The following is a 15,569-nucleotide window of genomic DNA, read 5'->3' on the forward strand; positions in this document are numbered from 1 at the left end:
TGTCCTGCTACTGCACCAGGCTCGCCTTGGTCTCATCGAGAAGTCCCTTGGCGGCCTGTTCCGGCGTCTGTCGTCCAAAGAGCACCTCGGAGGTGTAGCGACGCATGTTCTCCTGGAATGTCGCGCTGCCGGCGGGCGCAAGTGGCGTCTGCACGACCTCCTTACTGATGTCGCCGATGAAGTTGACAATCTGGGCGTCCGATTCGCTCAGGAGCGGCACGACAGCATCGCGCACTTTGCTATTGACCGGTGATCCGCGACCCACGAGAAGAAGCTTGCCGGCGGTGGTCGAGTTGGTCAGGAAGTCGATGAGCATCTGCGACTCGAGAGGATGCTTCGAGCGGGACGCCACTGACCAGTACTGGGCCGCTCCGAACCCCATCTTGGCTCCGCCGACCTTGCCGTTCGTCGAGGGGAACCGCAGAATCTTGAGGCCGTCTTTCGACACCGCTTCGAGCGAGGTCAGCTGGTTTGTAGCCCAGAAACCCATGGCGTAGCGATTGGTCGCCGTCCCGGTCTGCTCGAGGGCGAGACCGGTCTGCTCCGAGGCCTCATCGGCGGACGGTGCCGCACCCTCGTCGACCATCCTCTTCGTCAGCGTGTAGAAGCCGGCTGCGTCCTTCGCGGTGAACCCGACTTTTCCCGCGGCGGTGAAGACGTCGCCACCACGCTGGCGAGCCCACATTGCGAGCTGTCCGGAGTCCGTGCCAAGAGCCTGCGAGCCGAAGGTGCCCGCGGGACTGGCCTTGGAGATCTTTTTGGCGATCTTCTCGTAGTCGTCCCAGGTCCAGGTGGTGTCGTCGGGCATCTCGACACCCGCCTGCTTGAAGAGGACCGGGTTCGCGATGATGGCGATCGTGCCGATGCCCGTCGGGACCCCGAGTTGCTTATCGTCCAGGTGGACCGACTTGGTCGTCGCCTTGTCGACGTCGCTGAGATCGACCTTTGTGATGTCGAGGAGAGCACCCCGCGACCCGTACTCGACGACATAGTCGCCGGTGAGTTGTTGCACGTCGGGCGCATCGTTGGCGGCGACCTGCGTCGACAGCTTGTCGAAGTACCCATCGAAGGGAAGCGATTCGGTCGCGACGGTGATGTTCGGGTGCTTCTTCTCGAAGGCGGCGACGGCGTCGTTGGTCACCTTTGCGCGGTCGTCGGAGCCCCACCACACCATTCGGATTGTGACGGGCTTCTGGCTTCCGGTTTGTGTCGCCGGAGTCGGCGTGGACGAACATCCGCCGAGTACGAGCGCGGTCAGGGCCACGACGGCGGCGACGCCAAGAGTGTGCCTGAAGGGGGAACTGTTCACAGTCAATCTCCTTTGATCATCGTCCTGCTGTGATCACTCTCCAGACCCGGAATACAGGTGAGAAAGCGATTTCTGTACAGTACAGAAATCGCTTTCTTGTGTCAACATCTGATGTTCTCAGGCTCCGCGAACGCTGCATTCAGTGGGAACGACACGCCGACGGCCGTCACGGGCCACATCGAGTCTAAACTGCTGGACCGGGCGGGCCGTCCGAACCCCGGAATCTTGACGATGTCCATCATTACTGATCTAATGGCCCACGGTCAGGAATCGATTTCTCAGGCTCATCGGCCGAGAGCGGCCTTTCCCCAAGGACGACGGACGAGGAGGTCTGCACTTTGAACACGAACACGGTGCGAGAAGCCCGATGCACGCGGATCACGGGCCGCGTCCGATGAGCGCGCTTGGGGAACTGCGGAAGAAAGGTCAATCGACTGCCCACTCCGAGGGTCGGCAGGAGAACAAGACCGCCTTCATCTTCCTGCTGCCGTGGCTGATCGGGCTCGTCGTCATCACCATCGGACCGATGCTCGCGTCGCTGTACCTCTCGTTCACCGACTACAACCTCATTCAGGCACCGAAGTGGATCGGTTTCGACAACATCATCAGGATGTTCAACGACGCCCGCCTCGCCAACTCCCTGAGGGTGACCTTCACCTACGTGATCGTCTCGGTGCCCCTGCAGCTGGTCTTCGCTCTGCTCATCGCCATGGTGCTCGATCGCGGGATGCGGGGGCTCGCCTTTTACCGGTCGGTCTTCTACCTGCCGTCCCTGCTCGGGTCTTCCGTCGCAATCGCGATCCTCTGGCGCCAGATCTTCGGTACCGCAGGGCTCGTCAACCAGATCCTCGCGTGGTTCGGAATCGAGGGACCCGGCTGGATCTCGAATCCCCAAACGGCCCTCTCGACCATCATCCTGTTGCATGTCTGGACCTTCGGGGCTCCGATGCTGATCTTCCTCGCCGGCCTGCGGCAGATCCCGGTGATGTATTACGAGGCCGCGCAGATGGACGGCGCCACTGCATTCCAGCGCTTCGTGAAGATCACGCTGCCGCTCCTGAGCCCCATCATCTTCTTCAACCTGGTGCTCCAGATCATCGGTTCGTTCCAGTCCTTCACGCAGGCGTTCATCGTCTCCGGGGGGAGTGGCGGCCCGGCCGACTCGACGATGTTCTACACGATGTACCTCTATCAGAAGGGATTCGCGCAGCTGGACATGGGCTACGCGTCCGCTCTCGCCTGGGGGCTCGTGTTCATCATCGGCGCATTCACTGCGGTGAACTTCATCGCTTCGAAATATTGGGTGTTCTATGACGATTGAAAGCGACCGGATGGTGACCACTCCGGAGCCAATACCCGGCACCGATGATGCTCGAACGACGATGACGGCTCTCCACGACGAAGCACGCCGCCGTCGGGTAGCGCGCAAACGCGTCGGCTCGGTGATCCGGCACAGCATCATGATCGTGGCCGGACTCATCATGATCTACCCGCTGCTGTGGATGGTCGCGTCCTCGCTGCGACCGAACGACGAGATCTTCACCCAGCCGGGCATCCTGCTCAAGGATTTCCAGACACAGAACTATTCCGATGGGTGGGTCTCCCTCGCCCATCCGTTCGGTCGTTACCTGCTCAACTCCGCGATCCTGGTGCTCGGCTCGGTGATCGGCAACCTTGTCTCGTGCGCCGTGACCGCTTACGCGTTCGCTCGGATCAACTTCCGTTTCAAGAAGCCGTTGTTCGCGATCATGCTTATCACGATCATGATCCCCGTTCACGTGATCATCGTGCCGCAGTACATCATCTTCTCCCAGCTCGGATTGGTGAACACCTTCATTCCGCTGCTGTTGCCGAAGTTCCTTGCGACCGATGCCTTCTTCATCTTCCTGATGGTGCAGTTCATCCGCAATATTCCGAGGGATCTGGATGAGGCGGCGAGGATCGACGGCAACGGCCACTTCGGAATCTTCTTCCGAATCACGCTTCCGCTCATGCTGCCGGCGCTTGCCGCCACCGCGGTCTTCACGTTCATCAACAGTTGGAACGACTTCTTCGGCGCGCTGATTTACCTGACATCGCCCGAAATGCTCACGGTGCCAGTCGCACTGCGGTCGTTCGTCGACTCGACCGGCACCTCGTCGTTCGGGCCGATGTTCGCGATGTCGGTGGTCTCACTCCTTCCGGTGTTCCTCGCCTTCCTATTCGGACAGAAGTATCTGGTCAAGGGGATCGCTACCACCGGGCTGAAGTAGGGCCGCCGGGGTCGATTCAGCTCGCGGAAGCGGCGCGCAGTGATCGCGCCACCGCGTCGAGTCGCTCCGCCGACAGCAGGCCGAAATGGTACGCGCACAGTTCGTCGACCACACCCGCCAGCTGGCTCCATCGCTCGGGCAGGACGCCGCTGTCGATCGGCGGCATCGCAGAGACGTATGCCCCGAGCGCGGCCGTGCCGGCCAGGGTCCGGATGCGCTCCAGCTCTGCCGCGTCCGCCCCGAGCAGGTTGCTCTCCGGCAGCAGGTAGGCGTCGTCTGCGGATCCGTCCATGACGGCGGCACCCGGCCCGACGGCCCAGGGGTCGGGCTGTGCATGAAAGGTGATCCGCCGGATGCCCCGGCTACGGGCCGCGCTCCTGACGGTCGATTTCAAGCGCGCCGTCGCGGAGCCGCGCACCGCGAGCACCTCGCCGGTGGCATCCTCGAAGGTCTGCTCGAGGGAGCCGGTGCGACCGACCGCCCGACGGGTGCGCTCGGCAAGATAGGCGGGGTCGAGCCCTCTCTCGATCATGCCGTTCACGCATGCTCCGCAAAAGCAGACCGACAACAGGGCATCGTCAACGGGAGTCCAATCGGCCCCGGTCGTCTTCTCATGGTGACCGAGATGGCCGGAGCCGAGTGGGCCGCACGCCTCGATCACCAGGGACGACACGGCGGACTGTTCCACCACCTCGCTCACCAGGCGCTCCGAGTAGTCGACGACATCGCCATTGGATGGGCAGAGCGCGTAGTCGTACACGTCGCCGAAGGCGTTGCGAACGCACAGCTCGGGATTCTCCCGACCAAGGGCCCCGTTGTGAGTGAGCACGATCCACGCTTCCACCGCAACCCCGGCGGCAGTGGCCGTCTCGGCGGCGCGAGAGAAGGAATCCGGGCCGGCCCACGCCCCGGCCGCTCGGGGGACGAGGCGCGTCCCCGACCAGGCGTCGGCACGCACGGGGACGTAGAGCGCCGAGTGCGTGGCGTCGACGACGCGATGCCCGGGGTGGAGCGGAGTCGCGGCGCGAACCGAGTGGTAGGCGGCCGCGAGCACGACGGAATCAGCGCCGACGGCAGCGAGCCTGTCCCCGGCGGCGGCGTCCCCGATGAGGTCCCAGGGGTAGGCGCAGATGCTCGTCCGTGTCACGTGCCTACCGTAACCTAGGGCTCATGCAACGTTTTCTCGTGACCGGGGGCAACGGGAGGATCGCCACCGCGATACGACCCGCACTCGCCTCCGCGGGCCACGCGCTGCGCCTGCTCGACATCCTGCCCCTTGCGGTGCCCGCCACCGGCGCGGAGGAGTCGGTGACGGCATCCGTCACCGACCTCGATGCCCTCGAGGCGGCCTGCGCGGGGGTCGACCTGGTGATCCACCTCGGCGGTTACGCCTCGGAACGCAGCTGGTCAGAGATCGTCGAGACCAACATCAACGGCACCCAGGCGGTTCTGGAGGCCGCGCGGCGAGCGGGTGTCCCGCGGGTGCTCATCGCCAGCTCGATCCACGCGGTCGGCTACGCCACGGCCGCGGAGGCCCGCGTGGCCGAGGTGCTCGCGCCACGCCCCGACACCTATTACGGAGTGGGCAAGGTCGCGGCCGAGGCGCTCGCGAGCCTCTATGGCGACCGTATCGGCATGTCGGTGGTCTCCGCCCGAATCGCGAACTTCGTCGATCGACCCGTCCACGGCCGTGGTCTCTCGCTGTGGTTCTCGCCGGCCGACATGGTGCGACTCGTGGAGGCGTGTGCGGCACTGACCGAGCCGGGGCACTCCATCGTGTGGGGCGTATCGAACAACTCTCGCCGCTGGGTTCGGCTGGACGCCGGCCGGCGCATCGGATTCGTGCCCGTCGACGATGCCGAGCAGTTCGCGTCGCAGATCGACCAGAAGGAGGAGCGCTCACTCGACGCCATCCTGCTCGCGGGCGGCTTCGTCGAGGCCGACCAGGAACTGGGTGTCGCCCCTCTGTGACCGGACCGTTTGTGCCGACACTGATCGGCGCACACCGGGGAGATAGGCTTCCAGCCATGCCCGAAATGCATGCCGACGACACCTACTCGTACCTCGGCCCCGCCGGCACCTTCACCGAGGCGGCGCTCGCCCAGGTAGTGGATGCCGCTGGCAAGACCTGGCGGCCGGTAAACAACGTCGGCCAGGCCCTCGACGACGTGGTGTCGGGGCGCAGCACCGCGGCCATGATTGCGATCGAGAACTCCATCGAGGGCGGCGTGAGCGCGAGCCAGGATGCGCTCGCCAACATCCCGAACCTCCGCATCATCGGCGAATACCTCGTGCCGGTGAACTTCGTGCTCGTCGCCAGGCCCGGCACCCGGCTGCAGGATGTGCGGGTCGTCAACGGTCATCCGGTCGCCTACGCTCAGTGTCACCTCTGGCTCGATGCGACCCTGCCGGAGCATGGCCACCTGCCGGCCACGTCGAACGTCGCCGCGGCCGCGTCCCTCCTCGAGGACACCACGGCCGATGCCGCTATCGCACCCCCGGGCATCACCGGCCACTATCCACTCGAGGTGCTCGCGACCGAGATCGGCGACAATCCCCACGCCGTGACCCGCTTCGTACTCGTGAGCCGCACGACCCGCCTTCCTGCGCCGACCGGCTCGGACAAGACCAGCGTCATAGTCGAGCTGCCGGATGACACGGCCGGGCGCCTGCTCGAGATGCTGGAGCAGTTCGCCACCCGCGGGGTCAACATGAGCCTGCTCGCCTCGCGACCCATCGGGGACGCTCTCGGACGGTATCGATTCGTGATCGACCTCGATGGCCACCTCCACGACGAGCGAGTCGCGGATGCGCTCCTCGGGCTCAAGCGCTTCAGCCCGAACGTGATTTTCCTCGGCTCATACCCCCGTGCTGACAAGCTCGCGATCACGGTGACTCCCCGCTATGACGACCGGGCCTTCACCGCCGCTCGCGAGTGGCTCGAGGGGCTCGACTCCTAAGAGGTCGCGATTCCTGCCGCGGCGAGGTATCTCACCGACCACTTCCTCCTCCTGTACTGGTAGCGACTCCAACCCGTGGGGCCGCCCGTATGGAGGAGTAACTCATGGCGCCCGAGCCAGAGAACGAAGCCCGAGCGGCCATCCGCCCGGTTAAGGAACGGGTCGAAGACGCGCTGATCGCCCAACCGGGTGTCGTCGCCGTCGACATCGGCCACAAGGTGTCGAAGGGAGTGAACACCGGCGAGCTGAGCATCGTCGTGTACGTCGACAAGAAGAAGCCGAAGAGCTCTCTGCCCAAAGACCAGCTCATCCCGGCCGAGATCGACGGCATCAAGACGGATGTCAAGGAGCTGACGATCGAACTGCAGCCTGCCCGTGAACTCGCGGACGGATCCGCGTTCGTGGATGCCACGGTCTACCCGACACTCACCGGCGGCATCAGCATGGGGCCGGTGCGCAGCATCCACCTCGACCCACCCGACGTGCCGACGAGCGGACAGTACGTCTTCTCCGGCACCCTCGGCGCGCTCGTGCGCGACCGGGCATCCGGGGCCACGATGGCGCTCACCAATTTCCACGTAGCCTGTCTCAACAACACGTGGACCGCCGGGGACCGGATGGTGCAGCCCTCCATCCCGGACGGTGGCGGATCAGCGGTGCAGTTCGGCAGCCTCGCCCGCGGCTCACTCACCGACCAGGTGGATGCCGCTGTCGTCACCCTCGACGCCGGAAAGGCCTGGGAGCCGAGCATCCGGGACATCGGGTACGTCGCCGGGCAGGCGACCGCCATCGTCGGCGAGCCGGTGCGCAAGCGCGGCCGCACGACCGAGCTCACGTACGGCAGTATCGCGTCGACCGACTTCACGGCGAGCGTCAACTACGGCGGAGCCATCGGCGTTCGCACGCTGAAGCACCAGTTGCGCATCAACACCGACACGACGAAGTCGGCCCGGTTCTCAGACCACGGCGACTCCGGATCGATGGTCGTGAACGCGAGTCGACATGTCGTCGGCCTGCTCTTCGCGGGCTCCAACGACGGCTCGATGACCTTCGCGAACCCGATCGCGACGGCGCTCGACACCATGGGGGTCGACCTGATCGTGCGCATCATCTCGCTGCCACCGACCCGCATCCCGGTGCTCTGCCCGACCCGGGTGATCACCACCTGCGTCACGCGATCGACGGTGCTCTGCCGGGTCACGCGGTCGGTTGTCTGCCTCCCGACGAGGCCGATCACCTGCCGGATCACCCGCACCCCGATCTGCCAGGTCGTCTACAGCCGCCCGGCCTGCCCGCCCGGCCCGATCTTCTCGCGGGCGTGCAACGATCCCTCCGACCCGTTCAATCCCGGCGGGCCGATCGAGATTCCCGGGGGACAGATGCCCGGCTTCCAGGCGGACTACACCGACCCCGACGCCGGACAGTACTCGACCGGCGAGTTCGAAGACGACACCACCTACTGGGCCGGGTACCTTGCGGCGCTCGAGGATCTGTCGGACGAGGGCACGGAATGACCACCGCTCCGGGACTCGCGGCCGCGGCGATCCGATCCGGCCTCCTGCACGCCTCCGACGTGCTGGACGGATCGGTCGCCGTCGTGCCGCAGTCCCGGAGCAACGTCGTTCACCGGTTCGACCGGCACGATGTGCCCCTCGTCTTCGTCAAGCAGCGCGGCCTCGCCTCGCGGCTCGACGGGGATGATGCGATCGAAAACGAACGGGCGGTGCTGCGGATGCTGCAGGGCCGCCGGTTCGCGCCCCGCCTGCTCGATGCGCCCGACCCCGGTCTCTGGACCTCGGCCGTGCCCGGAATCGATCTCGCCGAATTCTCCCGGGAACCGCGGTCGCTCATCGCCGCGGCGCGGGCGACCGGCTCCGCGCTCGCGGAGTTGCACCAGACAGCCCTGGCCGAGGGGTGCCCGAACGCCCCTCGGCCGTGGGCCCTCGCACCGGACTCGCTTCCGCCGTCGATGGCGACGGATGGCTCGGCCACCCTTCATTCCGTGCTTGCCGCGCTGACGGAGCCCGTCATCCACGCCGCCCTCCATGTCGCGGCGGCGAATTGGACCACCGACCACCTCATCCACGGCGACCTGTCGGCCGGCAACCTTGTCGTCGGCACTCCCTCTCGCGGCAGCGCCGCACTCGGTCTGACCTTCATCGACTTCGAAGCGGCAGGCCGGGGGGATCCCTCCTGGGATCTCATCTGCGCGGTGACGATGGTGCAGTCCCTCGCTCTCGACGATGTAACGGCTGCGGCAGCGGGCGATGCCCTGGGCGAGGCATACCACCACGGCGGGGGCAGCGGGCGCATCGAGTCCTCGCTCGCCTGCGTGCGCGCACTTCTCACCGCGTGGCAGGTGGCCATGGCGCCGGGCTGGGCCGCACGACAGCTCGCGATGCCGGGGCCGGACCTCGACGATGTCACTTCGGAGGTCGACGCCTGGCTCGACCGGGCGAGGGCGCACGCCGCCGAGCGGTCGATCGGCACAACCGTGCGGGTGGTGGCGCAATGATCGCCTCGTTCCCGCCCGAGCTGCGCGCCCGGCTGGAGCGGGGCATCCGGCTCGGTCTCGACCTCCTCGCCGAGACACCGAGTATCTCCGCCGACGACCTGGCGGGGGCACTCTATGGCGGCTGGTACGCGGCGCCTGTCGGCGAGACGCAGGTGATCGATCCGACCTGGCCGCCCCTGGCCGGCATGCTGAGGGAGGCGCACGCCGGAACCCGGCTGGTCGCCGACTCCACAGTCGTGCGACGGGGCGCCGCCGGGATCGCGGTCGTGCGTCGCGACGATGGATCATTGCACGCGGCGGCCAGGGGCGAGTACCTCCACGCCGAGGGGTCACCGAGTTTCGGCCTGATCCCGACCGTCGGCGAACGGCTTACGGTGCTGTCACGATTCGGTGCCGCCGTCGCCAACGGGTGGTGGCGCACCTGGGGCGGGGGGTGGGATCCTCGCACCGTCGGCCCCGGGCTCTCCCGGCTGTACCTCGCGCCGCAGCTCGAGCTGCTGCCGGACCTTGTCGGGGCGCTGTCCGGGGTGCTCGCCACCGCGCGTACCCCCTGGATGTTCAAGGCGGGCATCGACGCGTATTCGATCAACCGCGCGGACGCCGTGGTCGTCTACCTCGAAGACGCCGAAGTCGACCTGCGGTCGATGCTCGCCCGGCAGGCGGAGGGTCTCGTGCGCTGGGTGCCGGGCCCGCCTTTCACCGAGTGGATCGCCCCGGGCATCAGCTGGTCGGAGGACCCGGAGAACGGCCTGAGCTTCGGCGAAGAGCGGTGCGCCCTGGTGGCCCGTGCGCTCATCGAAGCGTCGGACTTCCCGATCGCCGCCGTCGAGGCCGGCTTCGTGCGAGCGGGTCTGGATCCGTCGCACCCGCATCGCCGGGCCGTGCGCGCAGCCGATGCCGACACCGCGGAGGTGGGATCGTGAGCGCCATTCTCGAGGCGGCTCTCGACGACTGCATCGACGCCCTCGTCTCCACCGCGATCGACGACGGCACTCGCGTCGGCTGGCTCAGCTGGGAACTGGATGCCGAGGGGACGCCCGCCCGCCTGGTCGGGGGCCGCGCGAACCTCTACGACGGCGATGCAGGAGTGGCGTGGGCTCTCGCCCAGCTCGCCGCAGAGACCGACCGAAGTGACCTCGACGACCTCGCTCGACGAGCCGCTGCCTCGGCCCTGCGTGCGGTCGAGGGGCAGCCCTTCGGCGGCCTGCTCGACAGCGCCACCGGCGTGGTGCTGGCGGCCGAGAGTGCCGGGGTGGCCGGTGGTGCTCGCAAGGCCCTAGCGACGGCGAGCCCCAAAGTGCCGGCGACCGACCTCACGAGCGGACTCGCCGGGCTCGTTCTCGCCCAGTCCCGCGGACCCGGCCCCTGCACTCACGATGCCGTCACCCTGCTCGCCGCCCGCGCCACCCGGCATCCGGTGGGCGTGTGCTGGGCGGATCCGCTCGCGATCGAAGAGCGCGCCGCTCGCCCGCTGCTGGGGCTCGCGCACGGCAACAGCGGCATCGCGCTCGCGCTCGCCGAGGCCGCGTGTCGCGACGAACGCACCGCGGATGTCGCCCTCCCGCTGCTGCGGGACACCCTGCGCTGGGAGGCGGCCTGGTTCGATCCGATCGCCGGAGGCTGGCCCGACCTTCGCAGTGACGACGGCGGCTACCCGACCATGTGGTGCCACGGTGCCGCCGGCATCGGCGCAACGCGACTCCGGCTGCTGCAGCTCGAAGACGGCGGTCTCGACCTCGGATCGGTTGCCACCTCCGTGCGAGCCGAGGCGGAGGCCGCGGTGCAGGCCTGCGGATCGGAGCTGGCACGGGCCGCGGCATCCGTCCCGCGATTCGGGGATGCCGACCTGCTCGGCGGCCTCACCCTCTGCCATGGGCTCGGCGCCTCGCTCGACGTGCTCGTTCTCGCCTCGGAGCGCGGAGTCCCCCGTCATCTCGAAGCCGCCCGCCGGTTCGCCGAGACCATCGTCGGCGCCCTTCCGGCCGATCCGCTCGAGTGGCCGTCCGGAGTGCGGGCGGAGGGCAGCGTGTCGCTGTTCCTCGGTCTGGCCGGGGCGGCGGTCGTGCTGGCGCGCCTGCTGCATCCGGAGCGGGTCGCGAGCCCGTCGCTGCTCGTCTAGGCCAGGCAGCGTTCAACAGCAGATTCTGGGCGGATGGAGCGTTCAACAGCAGATTTGCGTCGGTTTCTGACGATCGGTGATGTTGAGCAGTTGCCGCTGGGATGGCTGCCGACGCCGTCACGGCGGCACGTCGTAGTGACGATCACTCGAGGATCGACGATGATGTGGGCATGGAGAGCGAATCACCGTCGATCGACCCCCGGTATCGGCCGGAGTTCCAGCGCGGGTACACCGGTGGCGCTGCGCCGAGGCCGATCGTCCCGGCACCGCGAGTCGATGAGCCGACGCAGGTCGGGATGCCTCCCGCGGCCGCGATCGATCTCGAAGCGGCCGCCGATGCACCGAGCGTGCACGCGGATCAGGTGACGCGGCGGCGTAACCCCTACGTGTTCACCATCCCGGTCGTCGCGCTCGGGTTCATCGTTCTCGGCAGCTGGCTGCTCGTGACCCAGTTCGTCTGGTCGTACTCCGGCGCATTCGGGTCCGACAATTCTGTCGAGAGGCGATTCACGGGCGTGCTTTCCTACGTCTTCTCCGCCCCGCTCGTCACCGTCGGGCTCGCCACCTTGGTCGGATACGTATTCTGGCTCGCGGTGCGTCGGCAGCGGCCGTGAGAATCGCGGAACGAGTGCTCGTCGTAAGCGTCGGGATACTCCTCGTCGCGGCGGTGGCGCTGTGCTGGTACAACGCCGGTTCGCCGCAGAGCTACCGCAGCACCGACTCGGGGATACCGTGGCCGGTGGTCTGGGCGCAGGTCGCGTCCTCTGCGGCATCGGCATTCGCCCTCGTCGGCCTCGCTGCCGGGGCAGGCCTGCTCTTCCTGCGCGCGTTCCGTTGGACAGCTGGCCCGGAGGGAGACGAAGACCCTACGCCGGAACCTTCACCGTGAGCGCTCCGGGATCGACCCAGGCATGCACGGACTTCGCCTCACCGAACTCGTCACCGTCGAGCTGGAATTCCTGCGGCTGCTCCACCGTCATCCGCAGGTCGGTGCCGGTGGCGTAGAGCACGTCTTTCACGTCTTTGGTGAGGTCGATGATCGATCGGCCGAGCGCACTCTTGCGCAGCACGCCGTTCTCCCAGGCCACCTTGTTCCACACCTTCAGCCAGCCAAACGGGCCGCTCGGCTTGAGGGCGGCGATGTCGAGAATGCCGTCATCGGGTTTCGCATCGGGCATGAGCAGGATGCCGCCCGGCAGCGCCCCGCAGTTGCCGACGATTATCGTGTGCACGCTCGTGGTGCGCTCCGGTGCCCCGTCGATGCTGAAGCGCAGCTTGACAGGCTTGAGGTCGGGGATGGCGCGCACTCCGGCATCGATGTAGGCGAGCCATCCGACCGCCTTCTTAAGCTTGGGATTGGTGAGCGCGATCATCTTCGCGTCGAGGCCCAGGCCGGCCATCACGAGGAAGCTATGTTCCTCTGAACTGCCGTCGGAGCGCTCGATCTCGGCGACGCCGAGATCGATCTTGCGCTCCCTGCCCGTGAATGCGGCGTTGATCGCCGCGATCTGGTCGGTGAGGGGCAGCTCGAGGTTGCGAGCGAGCAGGTTGCCTGTGCCGGAGGGAATGAGGGCGATCGGCACGCCGGAGTCGCGCAGGGCCTCGGCCACAGCGCGCACCGTGCCATCGCCACCCGCTGCCATCACAACGGCGGCTCCTTGCTCGATTGCGGTCTTCGTCACGCTCTGGCCGGCATCCTCCACCGACGTGGCGTGCCACTGGGTGGTGCCCCAGCCAGCCGCGGCTTCGGCCTCGGCGACGTGCGCTTCGAGCCGCGGCAGATCCACCTTGATCGGGTTGTAGACAACGGCGGCGTGGCGGTCTTCGGGCAGCGAGGCGGCGGTCACGTGGTCTACGGTACGGCATTGCTCAATAGACTGGAGGGGTGATTGATCCGCAGCTTCTCCGTGACGATCCGCAGGTTTTCAAGGCATCGCAACGAGCGCGGGGTGAGTCCGACGGGCTCGTGGACGTGGCCGTCGAGGCCGATGTGAAGCGCCGGTCCGCCATCTCGGAGTCGGAGAACCTTCGGGCGACCCAGAAGATCCTCGGCAAGCAGGTGGCGCAGGCCATGGGCGAGGAGAAGACCCGGCTGCTCGCTGAAGCCCAGGGCCTCGCCGCCCGGGTGAAGGAACTGGCGCAGGTCGCTGCGGATGCCGAGGCGGAATTCACCCGTTCGGTGCGGGGCATCGCCAATCCGATCATCGACGGGGTGCCGGCCGGCGGCGAAGAGAACTTCGTCACTCTCCGCGAGGTGGGAGATAAGCCGGTGTTCGACTTCGAGCCGCGCGATCACCTCGAACTCGGTGAGAAGCTCCGCGCCATCGACATGACCCGGGGTGCCAAGGTCTCCGGCAGCCGCTTCTATTTCCTGCGCGGCATCGGCGCTCGCCTCGAGATCGCGCTGATGAACCTTGCGCTCGACAAGGCTCTGTCCGAGGGCTTCGAGCCGCTGATCACCCCAACGCTCGTGCGACCCGAGATCATGGACGGCACCGGATTCCTCGGCGCCCACTCCGACGAGATCTACTACCTCCCCGCCGACGACCTCTATCTCACGGGAACGAGCGAGGTGGCGCTCGCCGGATTCCACTCCGACGAGATCCTCGACCTCTCCGCCGGCCCGGCGCGCTACGCCGGCTGGTCGACCTGTTACCGCAGGGAGGCCGGGTCGGGTGGGCGCGACACCCGTGGCATCCTGCGCGTGCACCAGTTCAACAAGCTCGAGATGTTCAGTTACGTGCTTCCCGAGGATGCCGAGGCCGAGCACGAAAAGCTCGTCTCGTTCCAGGAGTCGATGCTGCAGGCGTGTGGCCTCAGTTACCGCGTGATCGATGTCGCCGCCGGGGACCTCGGATCCAGCGCCGCCCGCAAGTTCGACATCGAGGCGTGGGTTCCCACCCAGGGCGAATACCGGGAGCTCACCTCCACGAGCAACTGCACCACCTACCAGGCCCGGCGCCTCGACATCCGTTACCGCCTCGAATCGGGCAAGACGACGCCCGTGGCGACGCTGAACGGCACCCTCGCCACGACGCGCTGGCTCGTCGCGATTCTCGAGACGCATCAGCAGGCGGATGGTTCGGTGCGGGTGCCGCCCGCCTTGCAGCCCTACCTCGGCGGCCTCGAAGTGATGGAACCGGTCGCGTGACGGATCCCTGGCTCGTCGCCCTCGACATCGACGGCACTCTGATGCGTGAAGACGGCGACATCTCACCGGAGGTGATCAGCGCGGTGCAGCGCGTGCGCGATGCCGGCCACGAGGTGATGCTGGCCACCGGGCGCTCGGTGTCGATGACCCTTCCCGTGCTCGAGCAGTTCCAGCTGACCCCGCGTTACGTCGTCTGCTCGAACGGGGCGATCACCCTCGGACGCGACGCCGACGCGGAGTCCGGCTACTCGCGCGTCGCCGTGGATTCGTTCGATCCGTCGGAGGTTCTCACGACCATCCGCGAGAGCCTCGGCGATGCGAGTTACGCGGTCGAGGACGAGGAGGGGTTCTACCGGTACACCGGTTCCTTCCCCGAGTCGACTCTCGGCGCCTCGAGCGAGCAGGTGCCGTTCGAGCAGCTGAGCGAGCATCAGGCCACCCGGGTGGTGGTGATCTCGCCCGAGCACGCGATCGAAGACTTCCTGTCGATCGTGGAAAAGATGGGTCTGCACAAGGTCACCTACAACGTGGGTTGGACGGCCTGGCTCGACATCGCCCCGGATGGTGTGAACAAGGCGACTGCCCTCGAGCGAGTGCGCGAGTGGCTGGACATCCCCCGCTCGCGGGTGATCGCGGTGGGCGACGGCCGCAACGACATCGACATGCTGCGCTGGGCGTCCGACGAGGGTCGGGGTGTAGCGATGGGTCAGGCTCCGGATGAGGTGCTCGCGGTGGCGAACGAGGTCACGCTCTCCGATCTCGACGACGGCATCGCGGAGCTGTTCCGCACGTTCTGAGTGGATGCCCCGGGGTGGGTGCGGGTGCGTGGGCGTGCGGGTGCGTGCGGGTGCGTGCGGGTGCGCGCGGGTGCGTGCGTGAGCGCGTGCTGCGTGCTTCTTTGCGCGATCTTTCGTAATCGACTCGGGAGTAGTTGCGGCCTGCGCGTCCCAGAAGGCACGTCGTCCCCCGACTCGATTGGCCGATGGATGCTGAGCCGCGCTGAGCCGCGCTGAGCCGCGCTGAGCCGCGCTGAGCCGCGCTGAGCCGCGCTGAGCCGCGCTGAGCCGCGCTGAGCCGCGCTGAGCCGCGCCGCGCCGCGCCGAGCCGCACCGCGCCCCGCCGAGCGGCGCCGGTCGGCGTGTCGGCTAAGCTCGATCCGTACTTCAGGAGGGCTGTCCGAGCGGCCGATGGAGCCAGTCTTGAAAACTGGTGGGCAGAAATGTCTCTAGGGTTCGAATCCCTAGCCCTCCGCCGAAAAAATGC

15 protein-coding genes and 1 tRNA gene are annotated in these 15,569 nt (G+C 67.2%); 13 read left to right on the plus strand and 3 right to left on the minus strand.

Annotation, left to right across the window (positions count from 1 at the left end; translation table 11 throughout):
* Window positions 1-7: 7 nt before the first annotated feature.
* Window positions 8-1,309: an ABC transporter substrate-binding protein gene (locus tag ACVXZ4_RS01055; RefSeq protein ID WP_461796408.1), complete on the minus strand. Its 1,302-nt coding sequence runs from the start codon at window positions 1,307-1,309 to the stop codon at window positions 8-10.
* Between the two features lie 394 nt (window positions 1,310-1,703).
* Between ACVXZ4_RS01055 and ACVXZ4_RS01060 the strand changes: the two genes are divergently transcribed.
* Both ACVXZ4_RS01060 and ACVXZ4_RS01065 read left to right on the plus strand, forming a co-directional pair.
* The gene (locus ACVXZ4_RS01060) at window positions 1,704-2,630 is read left to right on the plus strand and encodes a carbohydrate ABC transporter permease (protein ID WP_461796409.1); all 927 of its coding nucleotides are present in this window, start codon (window positions 1,704-1,706) and stop codon (window positions 2,628-2,630) included.
* A complete protein-coding gene (locus ACVXZ4_RS01065) occupies window positions 2,620-3,561 on the plus strand; it encodes a carbohydrate ABC transporter permease (RefSeq protein WP_461796410.1) in 942 nt (313 codons plus the stop codon). The genes ACVXZ4_RS01060 and ACVXZ4_RS01065 overlap by 11 nt, the downstream gene beginning before the upstream one ends.
* 16 nt (window positions 3,562-3,577) lie before the next feature.
* Here the strand turns inward: ACVXZ4_RS01065 and ACVXZ4_RS01070 are convergent, their stop codons facing one another.
* Window positions 3,578-4,708, minus strand: a complete 1,131-nt coding sequence (locus ACVXZ4_RS01070; protein WP_461796411.1) for a hypothetical protein — start codon at window positions 4,706-4,708, stop codon at window positions 3,578-3,580.
* 23 nt (window positions 4,709-4,731) lie between these two features.
* Between ACVXZ4_RS01070 and ACVXZ4_RS01075 the strand changes: the two genes are divergently transcribed.
* From ACVXZ4_RS01075 to ACVXZ4_RS01110, 8 genes are all read left to right on the plus strand, one after another.
* Entirely contained in the window at window positions 4,732-5,532 is an 801-nt protein-coding gene (locus ACVXZ4_RS01075; protein WP_461796412.1) for an NAD-dependent epimerase/dehydratase family protein, read from the plus strand.
* Window positions 5,533-5,597: 65 nt separating this feature from the next.
* Window positions 5,598-6,521, plus strand: a complete 924-nt coding sequence (gene pheA / locus ACVXZ4_RS01080) for a prephenate dehydratase (RefSeq protein ID WP_461798034.1) — start codon at window positions 5,598-5,600, stop codon at window positions 6,519-6,521.
* Between the two features lie 104 nt (window positions 6,522-6,625).
* Complete coding sequence (locus ACVXZ4_RS01085; protein WP_461796413.1) at window positions 6,626-8,035, plus strand: chymotrypsin family serine protease; 1,410 nt, start codon at window positions 6,626-6,628, stop codon at window positions 8,033-8,035.
* On the plus strand, window positions 8,032-9,036 hold the full coding sequence (locus ACVXZ4_RS01090) for a phosphotransferase family protein (RefSeq protein ID WP_461796414.1): 1,005 nt from the start codon (window positions 8,032-8,034) through the stop codon (window positions 9,034-9,036). The genes ACVXZ4_RS01085 and ACVXZ4_RS01090 overlap by 4 nt, the downstream gene beginning before the upstream one ends.
* Window positions 9,033-9,959 carry a T3SS effector HopA1 family protein gene (locus tag ACVXZ4_RS01095; RefSeq protein WP_461796415.1) on the plus strand — a complete coding sequence of 309 codons (927 nt, stop codon included), beginning with the start codon at window positions 9,033-9,035 and terminating at the stop codon, window positions 9,957-9,959. Before ACVXZ4_RS01090 ends, ACVXZ4_RS01095 begins: the two co-directional genes overlap by 4 nt.
* On the plus strand, window positions 9,956-11,155 hold the full coding sequence (locus ACVXZ4_RS01100) for a lanthionine synthetase LanC family protein (RefSeq protein WP_461796416.1): 1,200 nt from the start codon (window positions 9,956-9,958) through the stop codon (window positions 11,153-11,155). The genes ACVXZ4_RS01095 and ACVXZ4_RS01100 overlap by 4 nt, the downstream gene beginning before the upstream one ends.
* Before the next feature lie 101 nt (window positions 11,156-11,256).
* Window positions 11,257-11,769 carry a hypothetical protein gene (locus ACVXZ4_RS01105; RefSeq protein WP_461796417.1) on the plus strand — a complete coding sequence of 171 codons (513 nt, stop codon included), beginning with the start codon at window positions 11,257-11,259 and terminating at the stop codon, window positions 11,767-11,769.
* A 14-nt stretch (window positions 11,770-11,783) separates the two neighbouring features.
* A complete protein-coding gene (locus ACVXZ4_RS01110) occupies window positions 11,784-12,044 on the plus strand; it encodes a hypothetical protein (protein WP_461796418.1) in 261 nt (86 codons plus the stop codon).
* Here the strand turns inward: ACVXZ4_RS01110 and ACVXZ4_RS01115 are convergent.
* The gene (locus ACVXZ4_RS01115; RefSeq protein WP_461796419.1) at window positions 12,022-13,002 is read right to left on the minus strand and encodes a diacylglycerol/lipid kinase family protein; all 981 of its coding nucleotides are present in this window, start codon (window positions 13,000-13,002) and stop codon (window positions 12,022-12,024) included. The genes ACVXZ4_RS01110 and ACVXZ4_RS01115 overlap by 23 nt on opposite strands.
* Before the next feature lie 38 nt (window positions 13,003-13,040).
* On the opposite strand from ACVXZ4_RS01115, the gene serS reads away from it, so the two are divergent.
* The 3 genes from serS (at window position 13,041) to ACVXZ4_RS01130 (ending at window position 15,557) form a co-directional block, all read left to right on the plus strand.
* Window positions 13,041-14,306 carry a serine--tRNA ligase gene (gene serS / locus ACVXZ4_RS01120; RefSeq protein WP_461796420.1) on the plus strand — a complete coding sequence of 422 codons (1,266 nt, stop codon included), beginning with the start codon at window positions 13,041-13,043 and terminating at the stop codon, window positions 14,304-14,306.
* A complete protein-coding gene (locus tag ACVXZ4_RS01125; RefSeq protein WP_461796421.1) occupies window positions 14,303-15,103 on the plus strand; it encodes an HAD family hydrolase in 801 nt (266 codons plus the stop codon). Before serS ends, ACVXZ4_RS01125 begins: the two co-directional genes overlap by 4 nt.
* Window positions 15,104-15,472: 369 nt before the next feature.
* Window positions 15,473-15,557: transfer RNA gene (locus ACVXZ4_RS01130), tRNA-Ser, on the plus strand.
* Window positions 15,558-15,569: the final 12 nt, after the last annotated feature.

Source organism: Lacisediminihabitans sp. FW035, assembly GCF_054880895.1.